Annotated in this window: 20 protein-coding genes; 18 read left to right on the forward strand and 2 right to left on the reverse strand. The window is 69.9% G+C overall.

Features of this window, described 5'->3' with window-relative positions; translation table 11 throughout:
- Positions 1-99 precede the first annotated feature (99 nt).
- The 13 genes from IG04_RS0102950 (at position 100) to IG04_RS0103010 (ending at position 12,895) form a co-directional block, all read left to right on the forward strand.
- A complete protein-coding gene (locus tag IG04_RS0102950) occupies positions 100-1,590 on the forward strand; it encodes an aminotransferase-like domain-containing protein (protein ID WP_338043482.1) in 1,491 nt (496 codons plus the stop codon).
- A gap of 460 nt (positions 1,591-2,050) precedes the next feature.
- Positions 2,051-3,733 carry a non-ribosomal peptide synthetase gene (locus IG04_RS0102955; protein WP_245815843.1) on the forward strand — a complete coding sequence of 561 codons (1,683 nt, stop codon included), beginning with the start codon at positions 2,051-2,053 and terminating at the stop codon, positions 3,731-3,733.
- A complete protein-coding gene (locus IG04_RS0102960; RefSeq protein ID WP_030474945.1) occupies positions 3,730-4,728 on the forward strand; it encodes a hypothetical protein in 999 nt (332 codons plus the stop codon). The genes IG04_RS0102955 and IG04_RS0102960 overlap by 4 nt, the downstream gene beginning before the upstream one ends.
- Positions 4,721-5,530 (forward strand): tryptophan synthase subunit alpha, encoded by an 810-nt coding sequence (gene trpA, locus IG04_RS0102965; protein ID WP_030474946.1) that lies wholly within the window; start codon positions 4,721-4,723, stop codon positions 5,528-5,530. Before IG04_RS0102960 ends, trpA begins: the two co-directional genes overlap by 8 nt.
- Complete coding sequence (locus IG04_RS0102970) at positions 5,527-5,901, forward strand: ectoine synthase (protein ID WP_030474947.1); 375 nt, start codon at positions 5,527-5,529, stop codon at positions 5,899-5,901. The genes trpA and IG04_RS0102970 overlap by 4 nt, the downstream gene beginning before the upstream one ends.
- Positions 5,902-5,914: 13 nt before the next feature.
- Positions 5,915-7,057, forward strand: coding sequence for an acyl-CoA dehydrogenase family protein (locus IG04_RS0102975; protein WP_030474948.1), 1,143 nt, complete (start codon positions 5,915-5,917; stop codon positions 7,055-7,057).
- A gap of 7 nt (positions 7,058-7,064) precedes the next feature.
- Positions 7,065-7,712: a transglutaminase-like domain-containing protein gene (locus IG04_RS0102980; RefSeq protein WP_030474949.1), complete on the forward strand. Its 648-nt coding sequence runs from the start codon at positions 7,065-7,067 to the stop codon at positions 7,710-7,712.
- Entirely contained in the window at positions 7,709-9,082 is a 1,374-nt protein-coding gene (locus tag IG04_RS0102985) for a TrpB-like pyridoxal phosphate-dependent enzyme (protein WP_030474950.1), read from the forward strand. The genes IG04_RS0102980 and IG04_RS0102985 overlap by 4 nt, the downstream gene beginning before the upstream one ends.
- Positions 9,075-9,728 (forward strand): phosphoribosylanthranilate isomerase, encoded by a 654-nt coding sequence (locus tag IG04_RS0102990; protein WP_030474951.1) that lies wholly within the window; start codon positions 9,075-9,077, stop codon positions 9,726-9,728. Before IG04_RS0102985 ends, IG04_RS0102990 begins: the two co-directional genes overlap by 8 nt.
- 16 nt (positions 9,729-9,744) lie before the next feature.
- Positions 9,745-10,431, forward strand: coding sequence for a beta/alpha barrel domain-containing protein (locus IG04_RS0102995; RefSeq protein ID WP_051768757.1), 687 nt, complete (start codon positions 9,745-9,747; stop codon positions 10,429-10,431).
- Entirely contained in the window at positions 10,428-11,747 is a 1,320-nt protein-coding gene (locus IG04_RS0103000) for a UbiD family decarboxylase (protein ID WP_030474953.1), read from the forward strand. Before IG04_RS0102995 ends, IG04_RS0103000 begins: the two co-directional genes overlap by 4 nt.
- Positions 11,744-12,307: a UbiX family flavin prenyltransferase gene (locus IG04_RS0103005; RefSeq protein ID WP_030474954.1), complete on the forward strand. Its 564-nt coding sequence runs from the start codon at positions 11,744-11,746 to the stop codon at positions 12,305-12,307. Before IG04_RS0103000 ends, IG04_RS0103005 begins: the two co-directional genes overlap by 4 nt.
- A 96-nt stretch (positions 12,308-12,403) precedes the next feature.
- The gene (locus tag IG04_RS0103010) at positions 12,404-12,895 is read left to right on the forward strand and encodes an SRPBCC family protein (RefSeq protein ID WP_030474955.1); all 492 of its coding nucleotides are present in this window, start codon (positions 12,404-12,406) and stop codon (positions 12,893-12,895) included.
- 37 nt (positions 12,896-12,932) lie between these two features.
- On the opposite strand, the gene IG04_RS0103015 is transcribed toward IG04_RS0103010, so the two are convergent.
- The gene (locus tag IG04_RS0103015; protein ID WP_030474956.1) at positions 12,933-13,769 is read right to left on the reverse strand and encodes a MerR family transcriptional regulator; all 837 of its coding nucleotides are present in this window, start codon (positions 13,767-13,769) and stop codon (positions 12,933-12,935) included.
- A gap of 196 nt (positions 13,770-13,965) precedes the next feature.
- Between IG04_RS0103015 and IG04_RS0103020 the strand changes: the two genes are divergently transcribed.
- Both IG04_RS0103020 and IG04_RS0103025 read left to right on the forward strand, forming a co-directional pair.
- Positions 13,966-14,373 (forward strand): peptidase inhibitor family I36 protein, encoded by a 408-nt coding sequence (locus IG04_RS0103020; protein WP_030474957.1) that lies wholly within the window; start codon positions 13,966-13,968, stop codon positions 14,371-14,373.
- A gap of 13 nt (positions 14,374-14,386) precedes the next feature.
- Positions 14,387-14,752 (forward strand): peptidase inhibitor family I36 protein, encoded by a 366-nt coding sequence (locus IG04_RS0103025; protein WP_144065120.1) that lies wholly within the window; start codon positions 14,387-14,389, stop codon positions 14,750-14,752.
- Here the strand turns inward: IG04_RS0103025 and IG04_RS0103030 are convergent.
- Positions 14,749-16,770, reverse strand: a complete 2,022-nt coding sequence (locus IG04_RS0103030; RefSeq protein ID WP_051768759.1) for an AfsR/SARP family transcriptional regulator — start codon at positions 16,768-16,770, stop codon at positions 14,749-14,751. The genes IG04_RS0103025 and IG04_RS0103030 overlap by 4 nt on opposite strands.
- Before the next feature lie 411 nt (positions 16,771-17,181).
- On the opposite strand from IG04_RS0103030, the gene IG04_RS0103035 reads away from it, so the two are divergent.
- The 3 genes from IG04_RS0103035 to IG04_RS0103045 all read left to right on the forward strand — a co-directional run bounded on the left by IG04_RS0103035 (position 17,182) and on the right by IG04_RS0103045 (position 19,608).
- Positions 17,182-18,018 carry a hypothetical protein gene (locus IG04_RS0103035; RefSeq protein ID WP_030474960.1) on the forward strand — a complete coding sequence of 279 codons (837 nt, stop codon included), beginning with the start codon at positions 17,182-17,184 and terminating at the stop codon, positions 18,016-18,018.
- A complete protein-coding gene (locus tag IG04_RS0103040; protein WP_030474961.1) occupies positions 18,008-18,523 on the forward strand; it encodes a hypothetical protein in 516 nt (171 codons plus the stop codon). Before IG04_RS0103035 ends, IG04_RS0103040 begins: the two co-directional genes overlap by 11 nt.
- A gap of 62 nt (positions 18,524-18,585) precedes the next feature.
- Positions 18,586-19,608, forward strand: coding sequence for a LacI family DNA-binding transcriptional regulator (locus IG04_RS0103045; RefSeq protein WP_030474962.1), 1,023 nt, complete (start codon positions 18,586-18,588; stop codon positions 19,606-19,608).
- The last annotated feature ends 93 nt before the right edge of the window (positions 19,609-19,701 follow it).

Consider the following 19,701-nt stretch of genomic DNA (forward strand, 5'->3'; position numbering starts at 1 on the left):
CGTTGAACCCAAGTCCGGCGAAGAGCCCCCGCAGTGCCGGTGTGATGAGCTAGCTTGGCCCGGACCGTTTCCAGTCCACCAGTGCCAATGGAGCGCCAAATGGACCGTTTCCAGGACCCGGCCGAGCTCGTCGAGGTGCTCGGCGACTGGGCGTCGGCCCGCGGCCCGCTCTACCGCAAGCTCTCCGGCGCAATGGCCCGGGCCATGCGCGCCGGCGACCTGCCGCACGGCGAACGACTGCCGTCGGAACGGGATCTGGCCAGGATGCTCCAGGTGAGCCGGGCGACCGTGGTCGCGGCGTACGACGAGCTGCGCGACAGCGGCATGGTCGGCAGCAGGCGGGGCAGCGGCACCAGGGTGACGTCCGAGCCGGTGAAACGCCGGGCCGGTGCGGACGGCCGGGTACCAGGCGGCCGGGCGACGTCGATCTTCCAGCGGCTCGTGGACGGGCCGGGCGAGGTGATCTCGCTGGCGTTCGCCGTCGAGCCCGCCGCACCCGAGCTCGCGGACGCGCTGCGGGAACTGGTCGACGAGGACATGACCAGCCTGCTCGGCGACGTCGGCTACCACCCGCGCGGGTTCCCGCCGTTCCGCGACGCGATCGCTGCCTATTACCAGAACCTATGCGTGCCAACGGTGCCGGACCAGGTGCTGGTGACCACCGGCGCACAGCAGGCACTCGGACTGGTGGCGCAGATGTACCTGCGGCTGGGCTCGACGGTGGTCGTGGAGGCGCCGAGCTGGCCCGGTTGCTTGGACGTCTTCCGCGCGGCCGGGGCCAAGATGATCTCGGTGCCGCTGGACGCCGAGGGCATCTCCGCCGACGGCCTCACGCGGGCGTTCGCCGAGCACCAGCCCGCGCTGCTCTACGTGATGCCGACCTACCACAACCCGACCGGCACCCTGATGTCCGCGTCCCGCCGCCGGCGCGTCGCCGAGATCGCCGCCCGGTTCGAGGTGCCGGTGCTGGAGGACAACGCGTACACGTCCTTCGACGCCACCTCCGCCGTCGAGGGCTCCGGTCCGCTGCCGCCGATCGCGGGCTACGCGCCGGACGGCGCCGAGGTCATCACGGTCGGGTCGCTCGCCAAGGCGGTGTGGGGCGGGCTGCGAATGGGCTGGGTGCGCGCTCCCGGCGGGATCATCGAACGGCTCGCGCGCTACAAGGTGCTCGCCGATCTCGCGAGTCCCGTGCTGGACCAGGCCCTCGCCGCCAGGATCCTGCCGCGGCTCGACACCATCGCGGCCGGCCGCGCGCGGGTGCTGCAGGCCCGGCTGGACCAGCTGTGCGAGTTGCTCACCGAGGCGCTGCCCGAGTGGAGCTGGCGGGTGCCCGACGGCGGGTCCGCGCTGTGGGTCGAGCTGCCGGGCACCGATGCGCGGGTCTTCGCCCAGATCGCTCTCCGTCACGGCGTCGAGGTCGTGCCCGGCGCGGCGGCCGATCCGACCGGCGGCCACGACAACTTCCTCAGACTGCCCTTCACCTTCCCGGAGGAGACGTTGACCGTACTCGTTCGGCGGCTGCAGCGGGCGTGGCTCGAACTACGTCGACACGGGCCGGAAACGAGCTCACTCGGTCCTTCCGTGTAATCGCCCGACTACCGTTCGTCAACGCGTGACAAAAGCGCTGTGTAGTCGTCCGATCACCACGAAGAACCGGCAGTTTGTTCATTTGTTCACTCGATTAAAAGCGATCCATTTTTCGGCACGAACCCAGTCCAAGCTCCGCCGAAAAGACTAGTGGATCACCACCAATGTCCATATTGCCCCCGCGACATGGAGCAACATATGGTTGCTCGGACCAGTGAGCGCGGGGAGGCGCCACTCGACCCGAACCACCGGACACAAAGAGACTTCGGGCCAATTCTTTTGTATCCAGCTTCCGCGTGCTAACACTTGAACAGTGTCGCCGCAGCCCGAGGGGGGACTCGGTCGCGCACGACCAGTAGTTGAAAATTGTATTTCGTCGGCACGGCAGCTGCATTCCCAATAACCGGGTATGGGCCTGGTCAGGCTGCGCAAAAAACAGGGGTGTTTTCTCTTGCAGTCGTTGGCAGACAAATTCGTGAACATCGCGCACGAGCAGCCGGACACACCGGCACTCGTCTGGCGTGACCGCACCGTCAGTTACCGCGAGCTGTACCTCAGCGCGCGGCAGGCTCAGGCCAGGATCGCGTGCCTGCCGGACGACGGCACACCACTCGGCCTGCGGGCACCGAAGAGCCCGGAGTCGGTCGCGCTCGTGCTCGGCTGCCTGCTGGCGCAACGCCGGTTCCTCCTGCCCTCGGCGACCCTCGCCGAACAGACTCTCGCCGAGCTGTTCACCGCGAGCGGCTGCACGACCGTCCTGTCCGAACTTGACGCTCAGTGGCCAGGTCAGGGAGGCGTCAACACGTTCACGCCCGACCCGGCCCGCGTCACGTTCATGCTGACCACGTCCGGCTCGACCGGCAGGCCCAAGGTCGTGCCGCTCACCGAGGGCGCGGTGGACCGGTTCACCGACTGGGCGGCGGCGCACTTCGGGCTCACCGGGGTGGTGCTGAACTACAGCCCGCTGAACTTCGACCTCTGCCTGCTCGACATCTGGGCGACGCTCAAGCACGGCGGCACGGTCGTGCTGGCCGACCCCGCCCGCGGCACCGACGCGGCACATCTCGCCGACCTGCTGCGGGACAACGAGGTCGAGGTCGTGCAGGCCGTGCCGATGCTGTTCGAGCTGCTGGCCGGCGGACCGCCGCTGCCGCACGTCCGCCAGGTGATCATCACCGGCGACACGATCGCGGCGCGCACCCTGGCCCGGTTGCCCGCCCTGTTCCCGAACGCCCGCATCCACAACCTCTACGGCTGCACCGAGACCAACGACAGCCTCGTGCACGAGCTCGACCCGGCCCGGCTGCCCGCCGGTCAGATCCCGCTCGGCACACCGCTGCCGGACGTGGAGTTCAGGGTCATCGCCGAGGGCGGGCCGCTGCACGGACCGGGCACCGGCGAACTGGAGGTGCGGACACCCTTCCAGACCACCGGGTACCTCGACCCCGCGCTCGACGCGGACCGCTTCACCGCCGACGGCTTCTACCGGACCGGCGACCTCGTCCGGGTCGGCGCCGGCGGCGAGCTGACCCTGCTGGGCCGCAACGACTTCCAGGTGAAGGTGCGGGGAGTGCGCACCAACGTCCAGGAGGTCGAACGGGTGCTCCAGGAGCATCCGGAGATCGCCGAGGCCGCTGTGGTCGCCGTGCCGGACCCGCTCGCCGGGCACCTCCTGCACGCCGAGCTGCGCCGGGCACCGTCCTCCCGGCTGAACACCTTGGTGCTGCGCCAGTTCTGCGCCGAACGACTGGCGGCCACCTCCATTCCGTCCACCATCCGCATCACCGCCGAACCGTTGCCGAGGACGTCGACGGGCAAGCCGGACCGGCAGCTGCTCGTCCGCAGGAACACCAAGGGGAACAAGGACATGGACCACACCCGAGAGATCACGAAGTTCATCGTCGAGGAGTTCGTGCCCGACATCTCGACAGAGGACCTCGCGGCCGACTACGACCTGCTCGCCGGTGGTGTCATCGACAGCCTCGGCCTGCTGAAGGTCATCGCCTGGCTGGAGGACCGCTTCGAGCTCGCGGTGGACGACATCGACCTCGAGCCCGACAGCTTCCGCACGATCGCCGCGATCAACGCGTTCGTCAACCAGGTCCAGCAGCCGGCCGGAGCACAGCCGGCAGCCGGCAGATGACCCACGACCTGCTCGACGCGCTGGTCAACCGCCGCCACCCCGTCGAGCTCCCGATGTGCCGGTCGTTCTGGGACCGGCTGCACGACCGGCGCGTCGACCGCGCGGAGGCGGCCGCGGTGCTCGCCGCGTTGTCCACCACCATGCCGGACCCCGCCGCCGTCACCACGGTCGTCCAGTCGCTGCACGAACGCAGACCGGCACACGGCCACGTCTTTCCCGCGGCGGTCAACATCGTCGGCACCGGTGGCGGACCCCGCACCGCGAACATCTCGACCGCCGCCGCGTTCGTCGCCGCCGCGATGGACGTGCGGGTGGTGAAGACCGGCTCCCGCGCCAGTTCCGGCGGGGTCGGTTCGATCGACCTCCTGGACCGGCTCGGCATCGGTCTCACCCGGTCCTACGAGGAGACCGGCCACCTGCTGGACCGGTTCGGCATCGCGTTCGCCGGCTACTTCGTGTACCCCACCGAACTGACCAGGCTCGCGCGCACCGTGCTGCCGCTCGACCTGCGCACGATCGGGCGCTGGATCAACACGGTCGGCCCGTTCCTGGCCGACCTCCCGGTCTCCGCCCAGCTCACCGGCGTGTCCGACGCGACGCACCTGCCGGCGCTGCGGGCACTGGCCGCGGCGCAGCCCGGGAAGCGAATCTGGTTGTGCGCCAACGATCTCGGTGCCGACGAGCTGATCAGCTTCACGGCGAACTCGGTGCACGGTGCCCTGGACCTCCAGGTCCAGCCGGTCGGCGACGGCGCCCTGACCCAGCTCGCCGCACCGGCGGAGGACGACGTGGTCCCCCATTTCCTGGACCTGCTGGCCGGCCTGGCACCGGTGGCCGCGGTGGACACGGTGTGCCTGAATGCGGCCGCGCTCGCCGTGGCCGCGGGACACGAACCCGATCTCCCGGCCGGGTTCCGGACCGCCCGCGCCGCCGTCGCCGACGGTGCCCCGCGGGCCTTGGCCGAACGCATGCGACGAGTGGTGGCCCATGGCTGAGTTCTTCAGCGGCGCTCCCGGACTGGCGCTGTTCCTCAACGCGGGCGATCCGCCGCTGCCCGCGCTGCGCGACGTCGTCACGATGCTCGACGAGCAGCGGGTGGACTGCCTGGAGCTCGCGGTGCCGTTCCCGAACTCGTTCACCGACGGCCCGACGGTGCGCCGATCCGCGGATCGCGCCCTCGCCAGGGGCGTGGACCTGCCTGCGGTGCTCGACTTCCTCGCCGGCGTGGTGCCCGGCCTGCGACACACCAAGATCGCGTTGCTGGCCGACTGGAGCCACACCGTCAAGCCCGCGCCCATCGCGGACTTCGTCGCCAGGATCGCCGACTCGGCGGCGGACGCCCTGTTGTTGCACGGCCTCCCGCCACGGCTGCGCGACGACTACCACGCGGCCGCGGCCCGGTGGGAACTGCCGCTGGTCACCACGTGCTACCCGAACTCCCCCGACGACACGCGGCGGCACTCCGCCACGCACGCGTCGGCCTACCTCTACCTGGTCGCGCACTACGGCCGCAGCGGCGCCCGCCCGCCCGGCGGTTTCGCCGCGCTCGCCGACCCGATCAGCCGGTTGCGGACCGAGACGTCCGCGCCGATCGCGGTCGGGTTCGGTGCCCGCACGCGTGCCGACGTCGTCGCCCTGCACATCGCCGGTGCCGACGCCGTCGTGATCGGCAGCGCGACCGTCGAACAGGTCGAGCACGGCGATCCCGTCGAGAACCTCGCGGACTTCGTCAGAGCACTCACCCACCCTCCAGGGCCCACCACCAGCGGAAGCACTGAAGACAAGGAGCGGAAATGATCATCCGGAAGATCGACGACGTCCCGTCGGTGGATTGGGGCAACGGGCTGAGCAGGCGGTTCCTGCTGAACTCCGACAACATGGGCTACACCGTGACGGACACGATCGTCCGCGCCGGCACGAAGTCCCGCCTGGAGTACCGCAACCACCTGGAAGCCTGCTACTGCATCTCGGGACGGGGCGAGGTCATCGACCTCGACGGGGTCGCGCATCCGATCGAGCCGGGCACGCTCTACGCGCTCGACAACAACGACCCGCACTTCCTCGTGGCGGCGCCGGACACGGATCTCAGGCTGGTGTGCGTCTTCTCCCCCGCGTTGCGCGGGAACGAGCGGCACAGCCTGGACTCCGCCGAGTTCTCCCACTACTGACCGGAGCGGGTTCGTGATCAACTGGAACTCCGACCAGCTCGCGCTGCGGACCGGCCTCGCGGCGTGGTCCGCGAGGCTCAGCGAGAACCACGTCGAGCGGGACGCCGAAGGCGGCTTCTCACAAGAGAAGTGGGACCTCGTGCGGGAATGCGGCATTCTGCGGTTGCCCTTCGGCGAGCAGTGGGGCGGGCTAGGGCAGGACCTGCTCACCACCATGTACCTGCTGGAGGCCCTCGGGCACGGCTGCCGGGACGGCGGACTCAACTTCGCCGTCTCCACGCACATGGTCAGCACCGGCATTCCCCTGCAGCGCTTCGGTTCGGCGTCGCTCAAGGACCGCTACCTGCCCGCGGTCTGCGACGGGACCAGGATCGGCGCCCACGCGATCACGGAACCCGGCAGCGGCTCGGACGCTCTCGCCATGAGCACCCGAGCCGTCCGCGACGGCGACGACTTCGTGCTGACGGGCAGCAAGACGTTCGTCAGCAACGGGCCGGTGGCCGACCTCTTCGTGGTGTACGCCCGCACGCACCCCGACGGCGGACCGCTCGGCACGACCGCGTTCCTCGTCGAACGCGGCACGCCGGGATTCGCCGTCGGCAATCCGATTCCCAAGATGGGGTTGCGGACGGCGCCATTGGCCGAGCTGTACTTCGACGAGTGCCGGATTCCCGCGACCAATGTGGTCGGTCGCGCCGGTGGTGGCTTCCTGGTGCTCGACTTCGTGATGAAGTGGGAGATCCTGTGCTCGTTCGTGATCAACCTCGGTGAGATGGAACACCGGCTCGAAAGGTGCGTCGGCTACGCGGCCGAACGCACCGCGTTCGGCTCACCGATCGGCTCGTACCAGGCCGTCTCGCATCGCATCGCGGACATGAAGATCGGCGTCGAAACGACCAGGAAGTGGTTGTACGACACGGCGGCCAAAGTCACCCGCGGCGAGAGCGTGACCACCGACATGGCGATCACGAAGCTCATCGCGAGCGAGCAGAACGTCGCGTCCGCCATGGCCGCGGTGCAGATCTTCGGCGGCAACGGCTACATGGCGGAGTACGGCCTGGAGAAAGACCTCCGCAACGCCGTCGCCGGAACGATCTACTCGGGCACCTCCGAGATCCAACGCAACCGCATCGCCGCGATGCTCGGCCTGAAGTAGGAGCACCGTGGAGTTCATCGATCACGACTCGGAAGAGGTGCGGGCCTTCGTGGCGCGCACCGTGTCCACTGCGGATTCGCCGATGGCGCAGGCCGTCGCTCTCTACTACGCGGTCCGGGACAAGATCCGGTACGAGGTGTACGGCGCCGACCTGTCCCGCGAGGGCCTGCGCGCGAGCGCGGTGCTGCGTGGCGGATCGGGAATGTGCATCCACAAGTCGATCGTGTACGCCGCCGCGCTGCGGTCGATCGGCGTACCGGCCCGGCTCGTGCTCACCGACGTCCGCAACCACCTGGCCTCGCCACGGCTGCGGGAGCTCGTCGGCGGCGACGTGTTCCGGTTCCACTGCCTCACGTCTGTCTACAACGGACAGAGGTGGGTGCGCGCCACCCCGGTGTTCAACAAGATGCTGTGCCGGCTCTACGGCATCACGCCGCTGGACTTCGACGGCACGGCCGACAGCCTGTACCACCCGTTCGACTCGCGTGGCCGTGAGCACATGGAGTTCCTGCACGAGCACGGCGAGTTCGACGACCTGCCCCACGACCTCGTGCTGGACGGCCTGCGCGCCGCACACCCGCGGCTGTTCGCCGCCGGCGACCGGTTCGCCGCGGGTTCCCTGCTCGCCGACGCACAACCTGGAGACAAGAGATGACCGACCGGATCAAGTACCTGCTCGACGAGAAGGACATCCCCACCACCTGGTACAACCTGGCCGCCGATCTGCCCGGCCTGCAGCCGTTGCTGCATCCGGGAACCGGTGCGCCGATCACCGTCGACGACCTCACGCCGATCATGCCGGCGACGGTGGCCGAGCAGGAGCTGAGCCGCGAGCGGGAGATCGAGATCCCGGAGCCGGTGCGGCAGATCTACGCGCAGTGGCGGCCGGCGCCGTTGTTCCGCGCTCGCCGGTTGGAGCGCGCTCTGGACACGCCCGCGCGGATCTACTACAAGTACGAGGGCGGCAGCCCCGCGGGCAGCCACAAGCCGAACACCGCGATCGCGCAGGCGTTCTACAACCGCGAGGCGGGCATCCGCAAGCTCGCCACCGAGACCGGCGCCGGTCAGTGGGGCTCGTCGTTGTCACTGGCGGGCGCACTCTTCAACCTGCAGGTGCAGGTCTACATGGTCAAGGTCAGCTTCCACCAGAAGCCCTACCGCAGGCTGCTGATGGAGACCTACGGCGCACGGTGCGTGGCGTCGCCGAGCACCGAGACCGAGGCCGGCCGGAAGATCCTCGCCGACGACCCGGACTGCCCGGGCAGCCTCGGCATCGCCACGTCCGAGGCGCTCGAGGTCGCGATGAACGACCCCGAGACGAACTACGCGGGCGGCAGCGTGCTCAACCACGTGCTGCTGCACCAGAGCGTGATCGGCCAGGAGGCGCTGGCGCAGTTCAAGCTGGCCGACGACTACCCCGACGTGGTGATCGGCTGCGCGGGCGGCGGCAGCAACCTCGGCGGCCTCACCTTCCCGTTCATCGGCGAGCGACTGCGGGGAGGCCCGTCGGTGCGGGTGGTGGCGGCCGAGCCCGCGGCGTGCCCCACACTGACCCGCGGCAAGCTCGCCTACGACTTCGGTGACACCGCGGGCCTGACCCCGTTGCTGCAGATGCACACGCTGGGCCACACGTTCGTGCCGCCGTCGTTCCACGCGGGAGGCCTGCGCTACCACGGCATGGCGCCGCTGGTGAGCGCGGCGCTGGAGGCAGACCTGCTGGAGGCCGTCGCGGTCGAGCAGACGAAGTGCTTCGCCGCGGGCATCCAGTTCGCGCGGACCGAGGGCATCGTGCCCGCGCCGGAGTCGACGCACGCGATCTCGGTCGCGATCGCGGAGGCGTTGCGCTGCAAGGAGGAGGGTCGTTCCGAGGCGATCCTGTTCGGGTTGTCGGGACACGGCCACTTCGACCTGTCCGCCTACGAGGCGCACCTGACCGGCGCGCTGCGGGACGAGGCGTACTCGCAGGCAGGGCTCGACGCGGCGCTCGCCGCGCTGCCCACTGTGCCCGCGCCGGCCGATGCCTGAGCTGAAGGTCTGCGGCGCGACCAGCACGGCGGACCTCGGGTTGCTCGCCGCGGCGGGTGCCGACCTGGTGGGGCTGTGGCACGGGGTTCCCGGTGGCCACGCCGACCTCACCGTCGGCAGGCTCACGTCGCTCGCCGCGGCGGCACACCTGATCACGCCGGTGCTGGTGACACTGGCCGCGGACGTGCGGGACGTGCTGGCGGTGTCCGGCATCCGGGTCGTGCAGCTGCACGGCTACCAGCCGCCGGGCACCGTGCGGGCGTTGAAGCAGCTGGACGTGCATGTGATCAAGGTGCTGCACGTGAGCGGGTCGTCCTGCCCGGAGCGGCCGTTGATCCGGGCGTACGAACGGGCCGGGGTCGACTCGTTCCTCGTCGACGCGGTCGGTGCGGACGGGCGGATCGGCAGCACCGCCCAGTCGCTCCCGCCCGCGACGGTGCTGGACCTGGTGGACGCGGTGAGCGTGCCGTTCCTGCTGGCCGGCGGGATCACCGCGGCCAACGCGGACGCGTTCGCCGAGGTCGCCGCCCATCCGCTGTTCCGCGGGGTGGACGTGGACACCGGTGCCCGCGATGCCTCCGGGGCGTTCGACGCGGCGAAGGTGTCCGCGCTGCGGCGCAACTGGACGGAACGAGTGGCCGCGTGAGCACAGGACAGGGATCATGAGTGCATTTGTGGACGCGATCACCGGAGCACGGGTGCCGGTGATCGCGGAGGTGAAGCTGCGGGACGCGGCCGGCACGGACCTGCTCGGCGGGCGTTCGGTGGCCGAGGTCGTCCGCGCCTACCGCGAGGCCGGCGCGGCCTGCGTGTCCGTGGTGACCGGCCGGTGGTTCGGCGGCAACGCCGAGTTGCTGCGCGAGGTGGCGTCGCTCATCGACGTGCCGTTGCTGCAGAAGGACTTCATCACCTCGCAGGCGCAGCTGCGGCAGGCCAGGCAGCTCGGCGCGTCCGCTGTCCTGCTCACCGCGGCGTTGCTCCCGGCGGCCACCCTCCCCAGGGTGGTCGACCGGGCGCTGGCGCTCGGCCTGACCCCGTTCGTCGAGGTGACCGGCGCCGGCGAGCTCCCGGCCGATGCCTCGGCGTGCGTGATCGCGGTGAACAACAAGGACATCAAGGACCGCGAACGCGGCTCGGCCGACCTCGGCCGCGGGCTGGGCCTGCTGCCCGCGGTGCTCGCTACCGGCACGCCCTGTGCGGTCAGCGCGAGCGGCATCGACACGCCCGAGACCGGCGCCCGGCTGGTCGACGCCGGGTTCGCCGCTCTGCTGGTCGGGACCGGGCTGCTGCGGGCGAGCAGTCCGCGCGCCTGGTTCGACCGGTTCGCGCACGCCAGGACGGCGGCATGAAGGCGCTCTCGTTGCGTGACGCGGTGGGTGAGTCCGTGCTCACCCACGACGTCGCGCTCCCGGCGGACCGGATCGCCGCCGACTTCGCGGCCCGGTACGCGGGAGTACCCGCGACGTCGGTGTCACGCTCGGAACCGACCGTCCGCTACACGGCGACCGGCCACCGGATTCCGGTGCTGCTGGGCATGTACGGCGACGAGGACCGGGTGCGTTCGTGGCTGCCTGGCCTGCCCGAACGGTCCACAGTGGACGCCGTGGCCAAGTTGACGTCCGGCCGCATCGCACCGGAACACGTGACCTCGGTTCCGTGTCAGCAGAAGGTCTCGGCGCTGGCGAAGCTGCCGGTGCTGCGCGCCACACCGCGCGACGCCGGACCGTTCCTGACGATGGGCCTGGTGCACGCGGGCGAGGCGCTGTCCGTGCACCGGATGCTCGTGCTCGACGACTCCCGGCTCGCCATCTGGATGGTGCCCGGCCGTCAGCTCCTGGCGTTGTACCAGGAATCCGAACGGCTGCCGGTGTCGATCAACATCGGTGTTCCTCCGGCCGCGCTGGTGGCCTCGGCGTTGTCGAGTGCCGTACTTCCGGCCGGCGCGACCAAACTGGAGATGGCGGGCGCGCTGGCCGGTGCCCCGATCAGGGTCGCCGACGGCGTCACCCAGCCGGTGCGGGTGCTCGCCGACGCGGAGATCGTGCTGGAGGGCTACCTCGACGGCACGCTCGCCGACGAGCCGCCACCGGTGTCGCTGCCCGAGTTCCTCGGCTACGACGGTGACTCGCGGGCCGGTCTGCCGGTGATCACCGTGACCGCCGTGACCACCCGGCGCGCCCCGGCCTACCAGGCGGTGGTCGGGCCCGGCCGCGAGCAGTCGGTGATCCTCGGTCTCGCCGGCGCGCTGTCGGTCGCGCTGTCGGGCACCGACGACGACTGGCGGCTGATCGACGACCTGCACTTCACCCCGGCGGGCGGCGGCATGCTCACGCTCGCGGCCGCGATCCGCAAGACGTCGTCCACTTCGGACGAACGGCTCGCGCACATCGCCCGGCGGATCTTCACGCAGCACCGGTTCGTGAAGCTGATCGTGTTCACCGATCCCGACGTGAACCTGCGCAACCCCGAGGACGTGTGGTGGGCCGTGACGACCCGCTCGAACCTCGGCACGGACTGCACGACGTTCGACGGCTTCCGCCCGTTGCCGATGGATCCGTCGCAGGCCGCGGACTGGCGTGGCGGACACGGCGGCACGACCCGCACGTTCGTCGACGCCACCACGCCGTTCGAACTGTCCGCCACGACCTGCCGGAGCTTCCGTTGAGACTCGTCGTCGGGATCACCGGCGCGACCGGCACGATCATCGGGGTGCGGTTGCTCGAGGCGTTGCGGGAACTGGAGGTCGAGAGCCACCTGGTGCTCAGCCGCTGGGGCCGCGCGACGCTGGAGATGGAAACCGACTTCACGGCCGCCGACGTCCGTGCGCTCGCCTCGGTCTCGTACGGCCCCGGCGACGCGTCCGCGGCAATCGCGAGCGGCTCGTTCCGCACCGACGGCATGATCGTCGTACCGTGCAGCATGAAGACGCTCGCGGCGGTACGCACCGGCTACGGCGACGGGCTGATCCCGCGCGCCGCCGACGTGACCCTCAAGGAACGCCGCAAGCTCGTGCTGGTGCCGCGCGAACTGCCGCTCTCCGAGATCCACCTGGAGAACATGCTGGCACTGACCAGGATGGGCGCCGTGATCGCGCCGCCCATGCCCGCGTTCTACACCCGCCCGACGTCGATCGACGAGATCATCACGCACATCGTCGCGCGAGTGCTCGACCAGTTCGGCCTCGACCTGCCGGGCGTGCCCCGGTGGACCGGTCCGCCGGACTGACTCTCAGGCCGATCTGGCACCGGACCCAGCGCAAGCTCCTGGCGCGCGACCGGCAACACTGATCTCCCGCACACTCGAGAACTGGAGCGCTCCGCCATGAAGTACACCGTCACGATGGAGATCGCCCTGCCGCGGGAGAGGGTGGTCCAGCTGCTCGCCGACCCGGAACACATGCCGAAGTGGCTGCGGGGCCTGGTGCTGCATGAGCCGGTGAGCGGGGTGCACGGGCAGGTCGGCACCAGGTCGCGAGTGGTGATGCAGACAGGGCAGCAGGAGTTCGAGGGCACCGAGACCATCACCCGCCGCGAACCGGTGGACCTGCACGGAATCGCGAGCGAGGTGGTCGTCCACTACGAACGCGAGATCGTCGGCAAGGGCATGTGGAGCGCCGCGCGCGAACGTTTTACCGAAACCGGCCCGGAGACGACGCTCTGGGTGAGCGAGAACGAGTACCGGTTCAGCGGCTTGCTGATGCGGCTGGTCGGGCTCTTGATGCCTGGTGCCTTCCGCAAGCAGTCGCTACAGCACATGCAGGACTTCAAGGCGTTCGCCGAGCACGGAACGGACGTCCGCGAAGCGAAGGGCTGAACTGCGTCTGCGGTTGAGCGGTTCCATGGACAGGTCGTCAACTGTCGGCGAGGTCCTGACCGAGGAGTTGCCCCGCGCGTTCGATGCAGCGCATCCGGGCGGGAGAAAAGTCGTACGGCATCTTGGTCGACGCTTCGAAGGCACTCATCACCGTGTCGTGTTCCCCGTCCAGGTCGCCGTAGATCTCGAAGAGCTCTTCCTCGGCCGTGTCCAGTCCGGCAGCCTCGATGGCCTGCTCCAGGGCCTTGTGGTGGGCGTATCGCTGTCTTGCGAGTTCTTCGACGCGCGGGTCATCGGGCTCGACACCGTCATCGAGGGCGGCCTCGGCCGCGTCGAGCCGGTCTTCCTCAGCCCGCAGGTCAGGGTGGGTGGCCAGCACGATGAAACTGCTTGCCTGGACAGCGGCGCCCAGCGGGCCGAAGATCCGTTCCGTGACCAGCAGGGCATCCACTTCGGAGGGGCGTAGCGCGCCAGGAGGCAGGTGGCTGAGCCGGTCCGTCACCAGGTCCGAAAGCAGCCCCAGTGGGCTGCCCACGGCTCGCAGGCGCTGGACGGCCACGCGCTGACGTCGGATGTCGGCCTCCTGGGCGGCCAAGGTGTCCTCCAGGCAGCCCAGGCTTTCCTGGATGTCCCGGTTCTCGTCGAACGCGGCCCGCATGTCATCGAGCCTGATGCCGGCCTCTGCCATCCTGCGGATCCACAGCAGACGGATCATGTCGTCGTAGCCGTAGCGGCGGCGGCCGTCCGCGCCGCGCTCGGGCTCCCGAAGCAGACCGATCTGGTGGTAGTGGCGGATGGCGCGTGGGGTTGTTCCGGCGAAGGCGGCGGCATCACCGATCTTGACCTGACGCGGCGGCGTGAAGGAGAGGTGCATCGCAGACGGAGCCTTTCGAGCTGTGGTGCCTCCAAGGACAGCACATGCCGCTACGGCAGGTGCAACCTCGGCCCTGCTGGGTGGTGAGTGATCGGTTTGTTTGTGACGGTTAGTCGCTGTTAGTGGATGGTTAGCGCGGTTCCCCAGTCTGGTTGACGGAGGCGAGATCGCCTCTTCCTGAGAAGGGGGAGTTCTCTTGATTCGCAAAACCCTGACGGTCCTGGCCGGGGCCGCGTTCGCGGCGTCGCTGGTGTCGATGCCCGCGAACGCGTCCTCCGTTCCGGAGATCACCGAGCCGAGCGGTGACGTGTCGGCCGCTGCCTACAGTGACTGCCCTGCGGACCGCATGTGCATCTGGACGGGTCTCAACGGCACGGGTGGGATCGGCATCTTCCGCGTCGGTGACGCCAACCTCGGTGCCGCTCCCGGCCCCAGCGGGCTCAACAACAACGCCGAGAGCATGAGGAACCGCACCAGCCAGCGGTGGTGCCACTACGACGGGGCCAACTACACCGCCCTGATGGCGGCCGGTGGGCCTGGCGGCGGGGCGAACATCCTGCCCGAGTTCCGCAACCGGATCACCTCGTTGCGGGTGTGCCCCTGACCGGAGGTGAGTCGTGCTGGCCAGCAGAGCAGCAGCGCTCGTGGCCGGCGCGGTGATGGCGGGGTCGCTGTACGCAGCGGCCCCTGCCGTCGCCGGGCCGGTGTCGCCGGCCGCGTGGAGTGACTGTCCCGCGAACCGGTTCTGCATGTGGACCGGTGTCAGCGGCACGGCGCGGATCATCATCCTTCGCGTCGGTGACGCCGACCTGGGTGTCCCAGGTCCCCGGCCTGAGGTCAGGAGTGCGTACAACCGCACCGCCGCGCCATGGTGCTTGTACGGGCGGACCAACTACATGGACCTCATCGCCGTCGTGGACCCTGGCGGTCGGGAAAACCTCCCGCCGGACGCCCGCGTGGCATCGGTGCGGCCCTGCCCTTAGGCGCCGGTCAGTCCGGCGGCGAGCGGGCCTGCGTTGTGTCCACAGTGGTCGAAATACTGCTGGCACACCGAGGCCAGTTCCCAGGCGTGTTCGGCCATTCCGCATACCGCCGCTGTCTCGACTACGGCCTGCAGTGTCGGCAGTTCGGTGTCGAACCACGCGACCGGGTCGCAGGCGTCCGGCTCCACGTGGTGGCGCAGTGCCGTGCCGGGTGCGGGCTTCAGCCCGTCCGTGGGCAGCCGGGCGGCCATCGACTCCGCCATCGCGAGGCAGGCGCCGACCGCGCGGGTGAGCACGGCGCCCTGCTCGGGTTCGGCCTGTTCGGCGGCGAAGCAGCGCAACAGGTCGTGCATGCCGTAGCGAATCGCGGTGCCGCAGCCGGCGGTGCTCACCAGGTGCCAGCTGACGAGGTCTTCCAGCACCCGTTCCGCGCCGGTCTGCTCGATGTCCAGCAGTGCGGCCGCGAGCCAGCCGGGCACCGTGGTGGCGGGCAGCAGACCCAGGCGGCGGAACAACATCTGGTGCGACTGCGACAGCTGCCGGTAGCTCGCGTCGAAGCTCGCCCGGACGCCGAGGTCGCCCGCCTCCAGCCAGTCGAGCCTGGTGCGTTCGTCGGCGAGCCGGGCGGCCAGGTCGTCGGCCGTCCAGTGTGGATGGTCGAGCAGCAGTGCGCCCGCGATTCGCAACGCCAGCGGCAACCCGCCGCAGTGCGCCACCAGCGCGTCGCCCGGTGGTACTCCGGCGATCTTGGTCAGTAGCTCGGCTGACTCGCCGGCATCGAGCAGGCCCAGCCGCACCAGCCGCGCGCCCTCCAGCTCACCGAGCGTGCGCCTGCTCGTCACCAGCACCGCACAGCCGGGTTCAGCCGGCACGAACGGCCGCACCTGGCGCGCGTCGGCCGCGTTGTCGACGACCAGCAACACCTCCCGTCCGGCCAGCAGGTCCCGTAGCAGTGCCGAGCATTCGTCCTCTGCGGCCGGCACGAGGTCGGCGGGTACCCCGAGCGCGCGCAGGAACTGCTGCAGCACCGCCATCGTGTCGTCGCCGCGCAACGTCGCGAAGAGCTGGCCGTCCGGAAAACGCTCGCGCACCCGGTGGGCCAGCTGCACGACGAGCGATGTCTTGCCGAGCCCCGCGGCACCCGAGACGACAACGAGCGGCCCGTGTTCCCGGCGCGGCGCGGTGAGCACGTCCGCCAGCTCGGTGAGCAACTCCTCGCGACTGACGAAGTCGGGCAGCGCCGGTGGCAGCTGGCGGGGCTGATGTGCCTTGCGCGGCAACGGCAACGCGGGCCGCGCGACCGGTTCGCCGCGCAGGATGCGGGCGTGCAGCGCGCGCAGTTGCTCCGACGGTTCGACGCCCAGCTCGTCCACCATGGTGCGGCGGAACGCGAGGAACACATCGAGCGCCTCCGGCACCCGGCCGCGCCGTGCCAGCGCGGTCATCAGCTGGGCGCGCACCCGTTCGCGCAACGGGTGCTCGGCCGCGGCGGCGGTGAGCTCGCCGATCAGGTCGGCGGTGCCGCCGAGCAGGAGATCTGCGTCGACGCGCTCCTCCAGCACCGTCATCCGCAGCTCGTCGAGCTGTGTGGCGACCGGCTCGGTGAGCTGCAGGTCGACGGGACCGCGCCAGCGCCCGAGCGCCTCGCGCAACCTCGTAGCGCCCAACGCCACGTCACCGCCCGCGATCAGCCCGCGCGCGGCGGCCAGGTCCTGCCGCACCAGCTCGACATCGAGCTCCGCCGCGGCGGCGCGCAACACGTACCCCGTGGCCGCGGTCGCGATCCGCTCCTTGCCGAGCACCCGCCGCAGCCGCGAGATGATGCCCTGCAACTGCACCTTCGCCGACGCCGGCGGCACCTCACCCCACAGCTCGTCGAACATCCGGCCGACCGGCACGACCTCGTTCGCGTGCCATACGAGCAACGCGAGCACCGTGCGCATCTGCGGTGTGCCCACAGCGACCTCGGCACCGTCGCGTTCCACCCGAAACGCTCCGAGCAGCCTGAAAGACCACATCCCCAATACCTCCCCCGCCGTCAGGGTGGCACAGGGGCCGATACCGCCGCGAGAGATTCGATCGGATCCAAAGTCTCACACGCGAGCGCTCGCACAGAATGGTCGGTGGCAATTCAGCCGTGTGGTCGGCGGTGGAACGAGCGGCATTGCGTGCCAGCTGGTCGGGTGAGTGCAGGTGCAATCACATCAATCACCCGCGTGAAGTATTACCACCAAATCCAATTGAACCTTTTACCATCTTGACGACCCGTTTGTTAGCGATAACACTGCCCTGGCGGTGACACGCACCCCGCACTGCCAGGCGAAACGCCGAAGACGTGACCTTGGTGAAGGTCGGCGTGGGCGCCTGCGCCACAACCACGTCCGACCCTCACCGAGGCGGGATCGCCATTGCCCAGCTCAGCAACATCGATGATCTGTCCAGGGTTCGTCCGCCGCTCCTGGTGGCGCTCCAGCCAGGGCGCACGGCTCGCGCTGGCCGGCTTGGGCGTCGTGACGACGGTCGCCACCACGGGAGCGATCGCCTTCAACGGTGTTGTGGTGCCGGGACGGCACGGAAGCTCCGGCCTGGAAGCGAACCTGCGCAGAGGTGACTCCGTCGAGGTGACTGTCCACAAGGTATCCGAAGTGGACTCTTTCGAGGGGGTAGAGCCAGGCACCGGCCTCTTCGTCCGGGCCCGCGTCGCCGGGGTGCGCCCGGCCGGCGACTGCTGGCGGGCGGAGTCCCGCGCTGCCGCCCAGAACCTGTTGCTCGGCAAGGACGTGCGGCTCGTCATGAGGATGGATGACGGTTCCGGCGGTGATCAGATCATGGTCGACGTCCTGCTGCCGAACGGCGACGACTACGCATGGACCATCGTGCACGACGGCGCGGCGCCTGCGGATCGGTCGGCCCGGAAAGACCTCGCGACGGTCGAGTCCGACGCTCGCCACGACCGCCGTGGCGTGTGGGCGACCAGCTGTGATCCCGGCGCAACGAACGTGACGGCGACCAGCGCGCCTTCGTCGTCCGCGCCGACCACAGCCACGACCACCACCGCGACAACCGTTCCAGCGCCGGCGGAGTCTCCCCCGCCGCGGTCATCGTCGGCACCGGAGCCTTCCGTGCCGCCTGACGATCTGTGGGACGACATCCTGAAAGGCGGGCGGTGTACCGCCGAAGGTGAGCGGCGGACGTCCCTCACGGGCAGGGAGATGGTGTGCGTCCGCAACCAGAAGGACGAACTGAGGTGGCGGCGTGAGAAGTGAGGATCGTGTCGATCTGTTCAGCGAGCCGATCGACGTCGTCGAACCGGCACCTCGCCTGGAGGACGGCAGGCCGCCGCGCGGGCTGACGGCGCAGGGCTGGGTCCGCACGACCGGCTGGCTCCAGATCGGCGACCGGCCGGTGAGTTCCGCCTACGTCGCCGCGGCGGTCGGGTTCCTGTGGGCGCCGATCGTCGCGGTCACGCTGATGGCCGCGTTCCCGGTCGCGGCCGGGATTCTGGTGATCACCGCTCCGGCGGTGTCCGGTTCGGCCTGGTGGTTCTTCACCACCTGCGTGAGGCCTGCGTCCTCCGCACGGAACATCGGACTGAAGCTCGCGAGCGACCTGTTCGCAGGGGACGTCGTCCGGCTGTACGGCTCGATCGGGCCGGTCGGCAGGGTGACCGCGGTGGTGCGCGACGACGACGTCCGGGTGGACTTCCACGGCGGAGGGCGTCAGTCCTGGGCTCCCTCGCGCGTTGTGCACGTCGCGGAGTTGCTCAGTTGAGGCACAGGGCATCGCCAGTGGCCGGTTTTGACGGCACGACCGGCAACGATCACGATGTCGGCGTGACACGCCGATCTTCCACCACGCCGAGCATCCGCGATGTCGCGGCGACCGCCGGGGTTTCGTACCAGACCGTGTCACGGGTGCTCAACGACTCGCCGCGGGTGAACGCCGGCACGCGCAGCCACGTGCTCGAGGTCATCGCACGGCTGGGTTACCGCCCCAACCGGGCCGCTCGCGCGCTGGGTTCGGGGCTGTCGAACTCGGTGACGGTGGTGATCGCCAACACCACCCTCTACGGGTACGCCGCGACGTTGCAGGGGATCGAGGAGGCCGCGCGGTCGGAGGGGTTCGCCGTCGGTGTCCGGGTCGTGGAGTCGGACGGTCCGGTGGACGTCCGGCACGCGGTCGAGCACGTGAGCGATCCCGACGCGGGTGGTGTCGTGGTGATCGCGTTCGACACCGCGGGCGCGGAGGTGCTGCGCGCGTTGCCGGCGAAGGTTCCCGCCGTGGCCGCCACCGAGGCCGGTGGGCTCACCGGTGTCTCGCGTTCGATGATCTTCCTCGACGAACGGCAGGCGGCCGCGGACGCGACGGGACATCTGCTGGATCTGGGGCACCACACGGTGCACCACGTCGCGATCCCGTCGGAGAGCGGCACGAGTGCCCGCCGGGCGGGGTGGCGTACCGCGCTGGAGGACGCGGGGGCGCTCGTTCCCGAGGTGCTCACGGCGGGCTGGGACGTCCGGTCGGCCTACGAGGCCGGTGTGCGGCTCGCGGCCGACACGGCGGTCACGGCGGTGTTGTGCGGCAACGACGACACGGCGCTGGCGGTGCGTCGTGCGCTCTACGAAGCGGGCAGGGACGTGCCGGGAGACGTCAGCATCATCGGTTTCGACGACGTGCCCGGTGCCGCGTACTGGACACCGGCACTGACGACCGTGCGGATGGACTTCGTCGCACTCGGACGGGCCTGCCTGACGGCGATCGCCGCCGAACTGGCGGGCGAACCACAGCCGCCGCTCGCGCTCGCGCCGCCTTCGCTCGTGATTCGCGAGTCCACGGCACCCAGGCGTAACAACTAGGTAACGCGCTCTTTCCACGTCGGCATGTTAACGCTCACACTGTGCCGATGATGTGACCGGTCACACAAAGTTGACCTGCGGAAATGAGGGCCC

The organism is Lentzea albidocapillata, from assembly GCF_000719115.1.
Taxonomy (GTDB): domain Bacteria; phylum Actinomycetota; class Actinomycetes; order Mycobacteriales; family Pseudonocardiaceae; genus Lentzea; species Lentzea albidocapillata.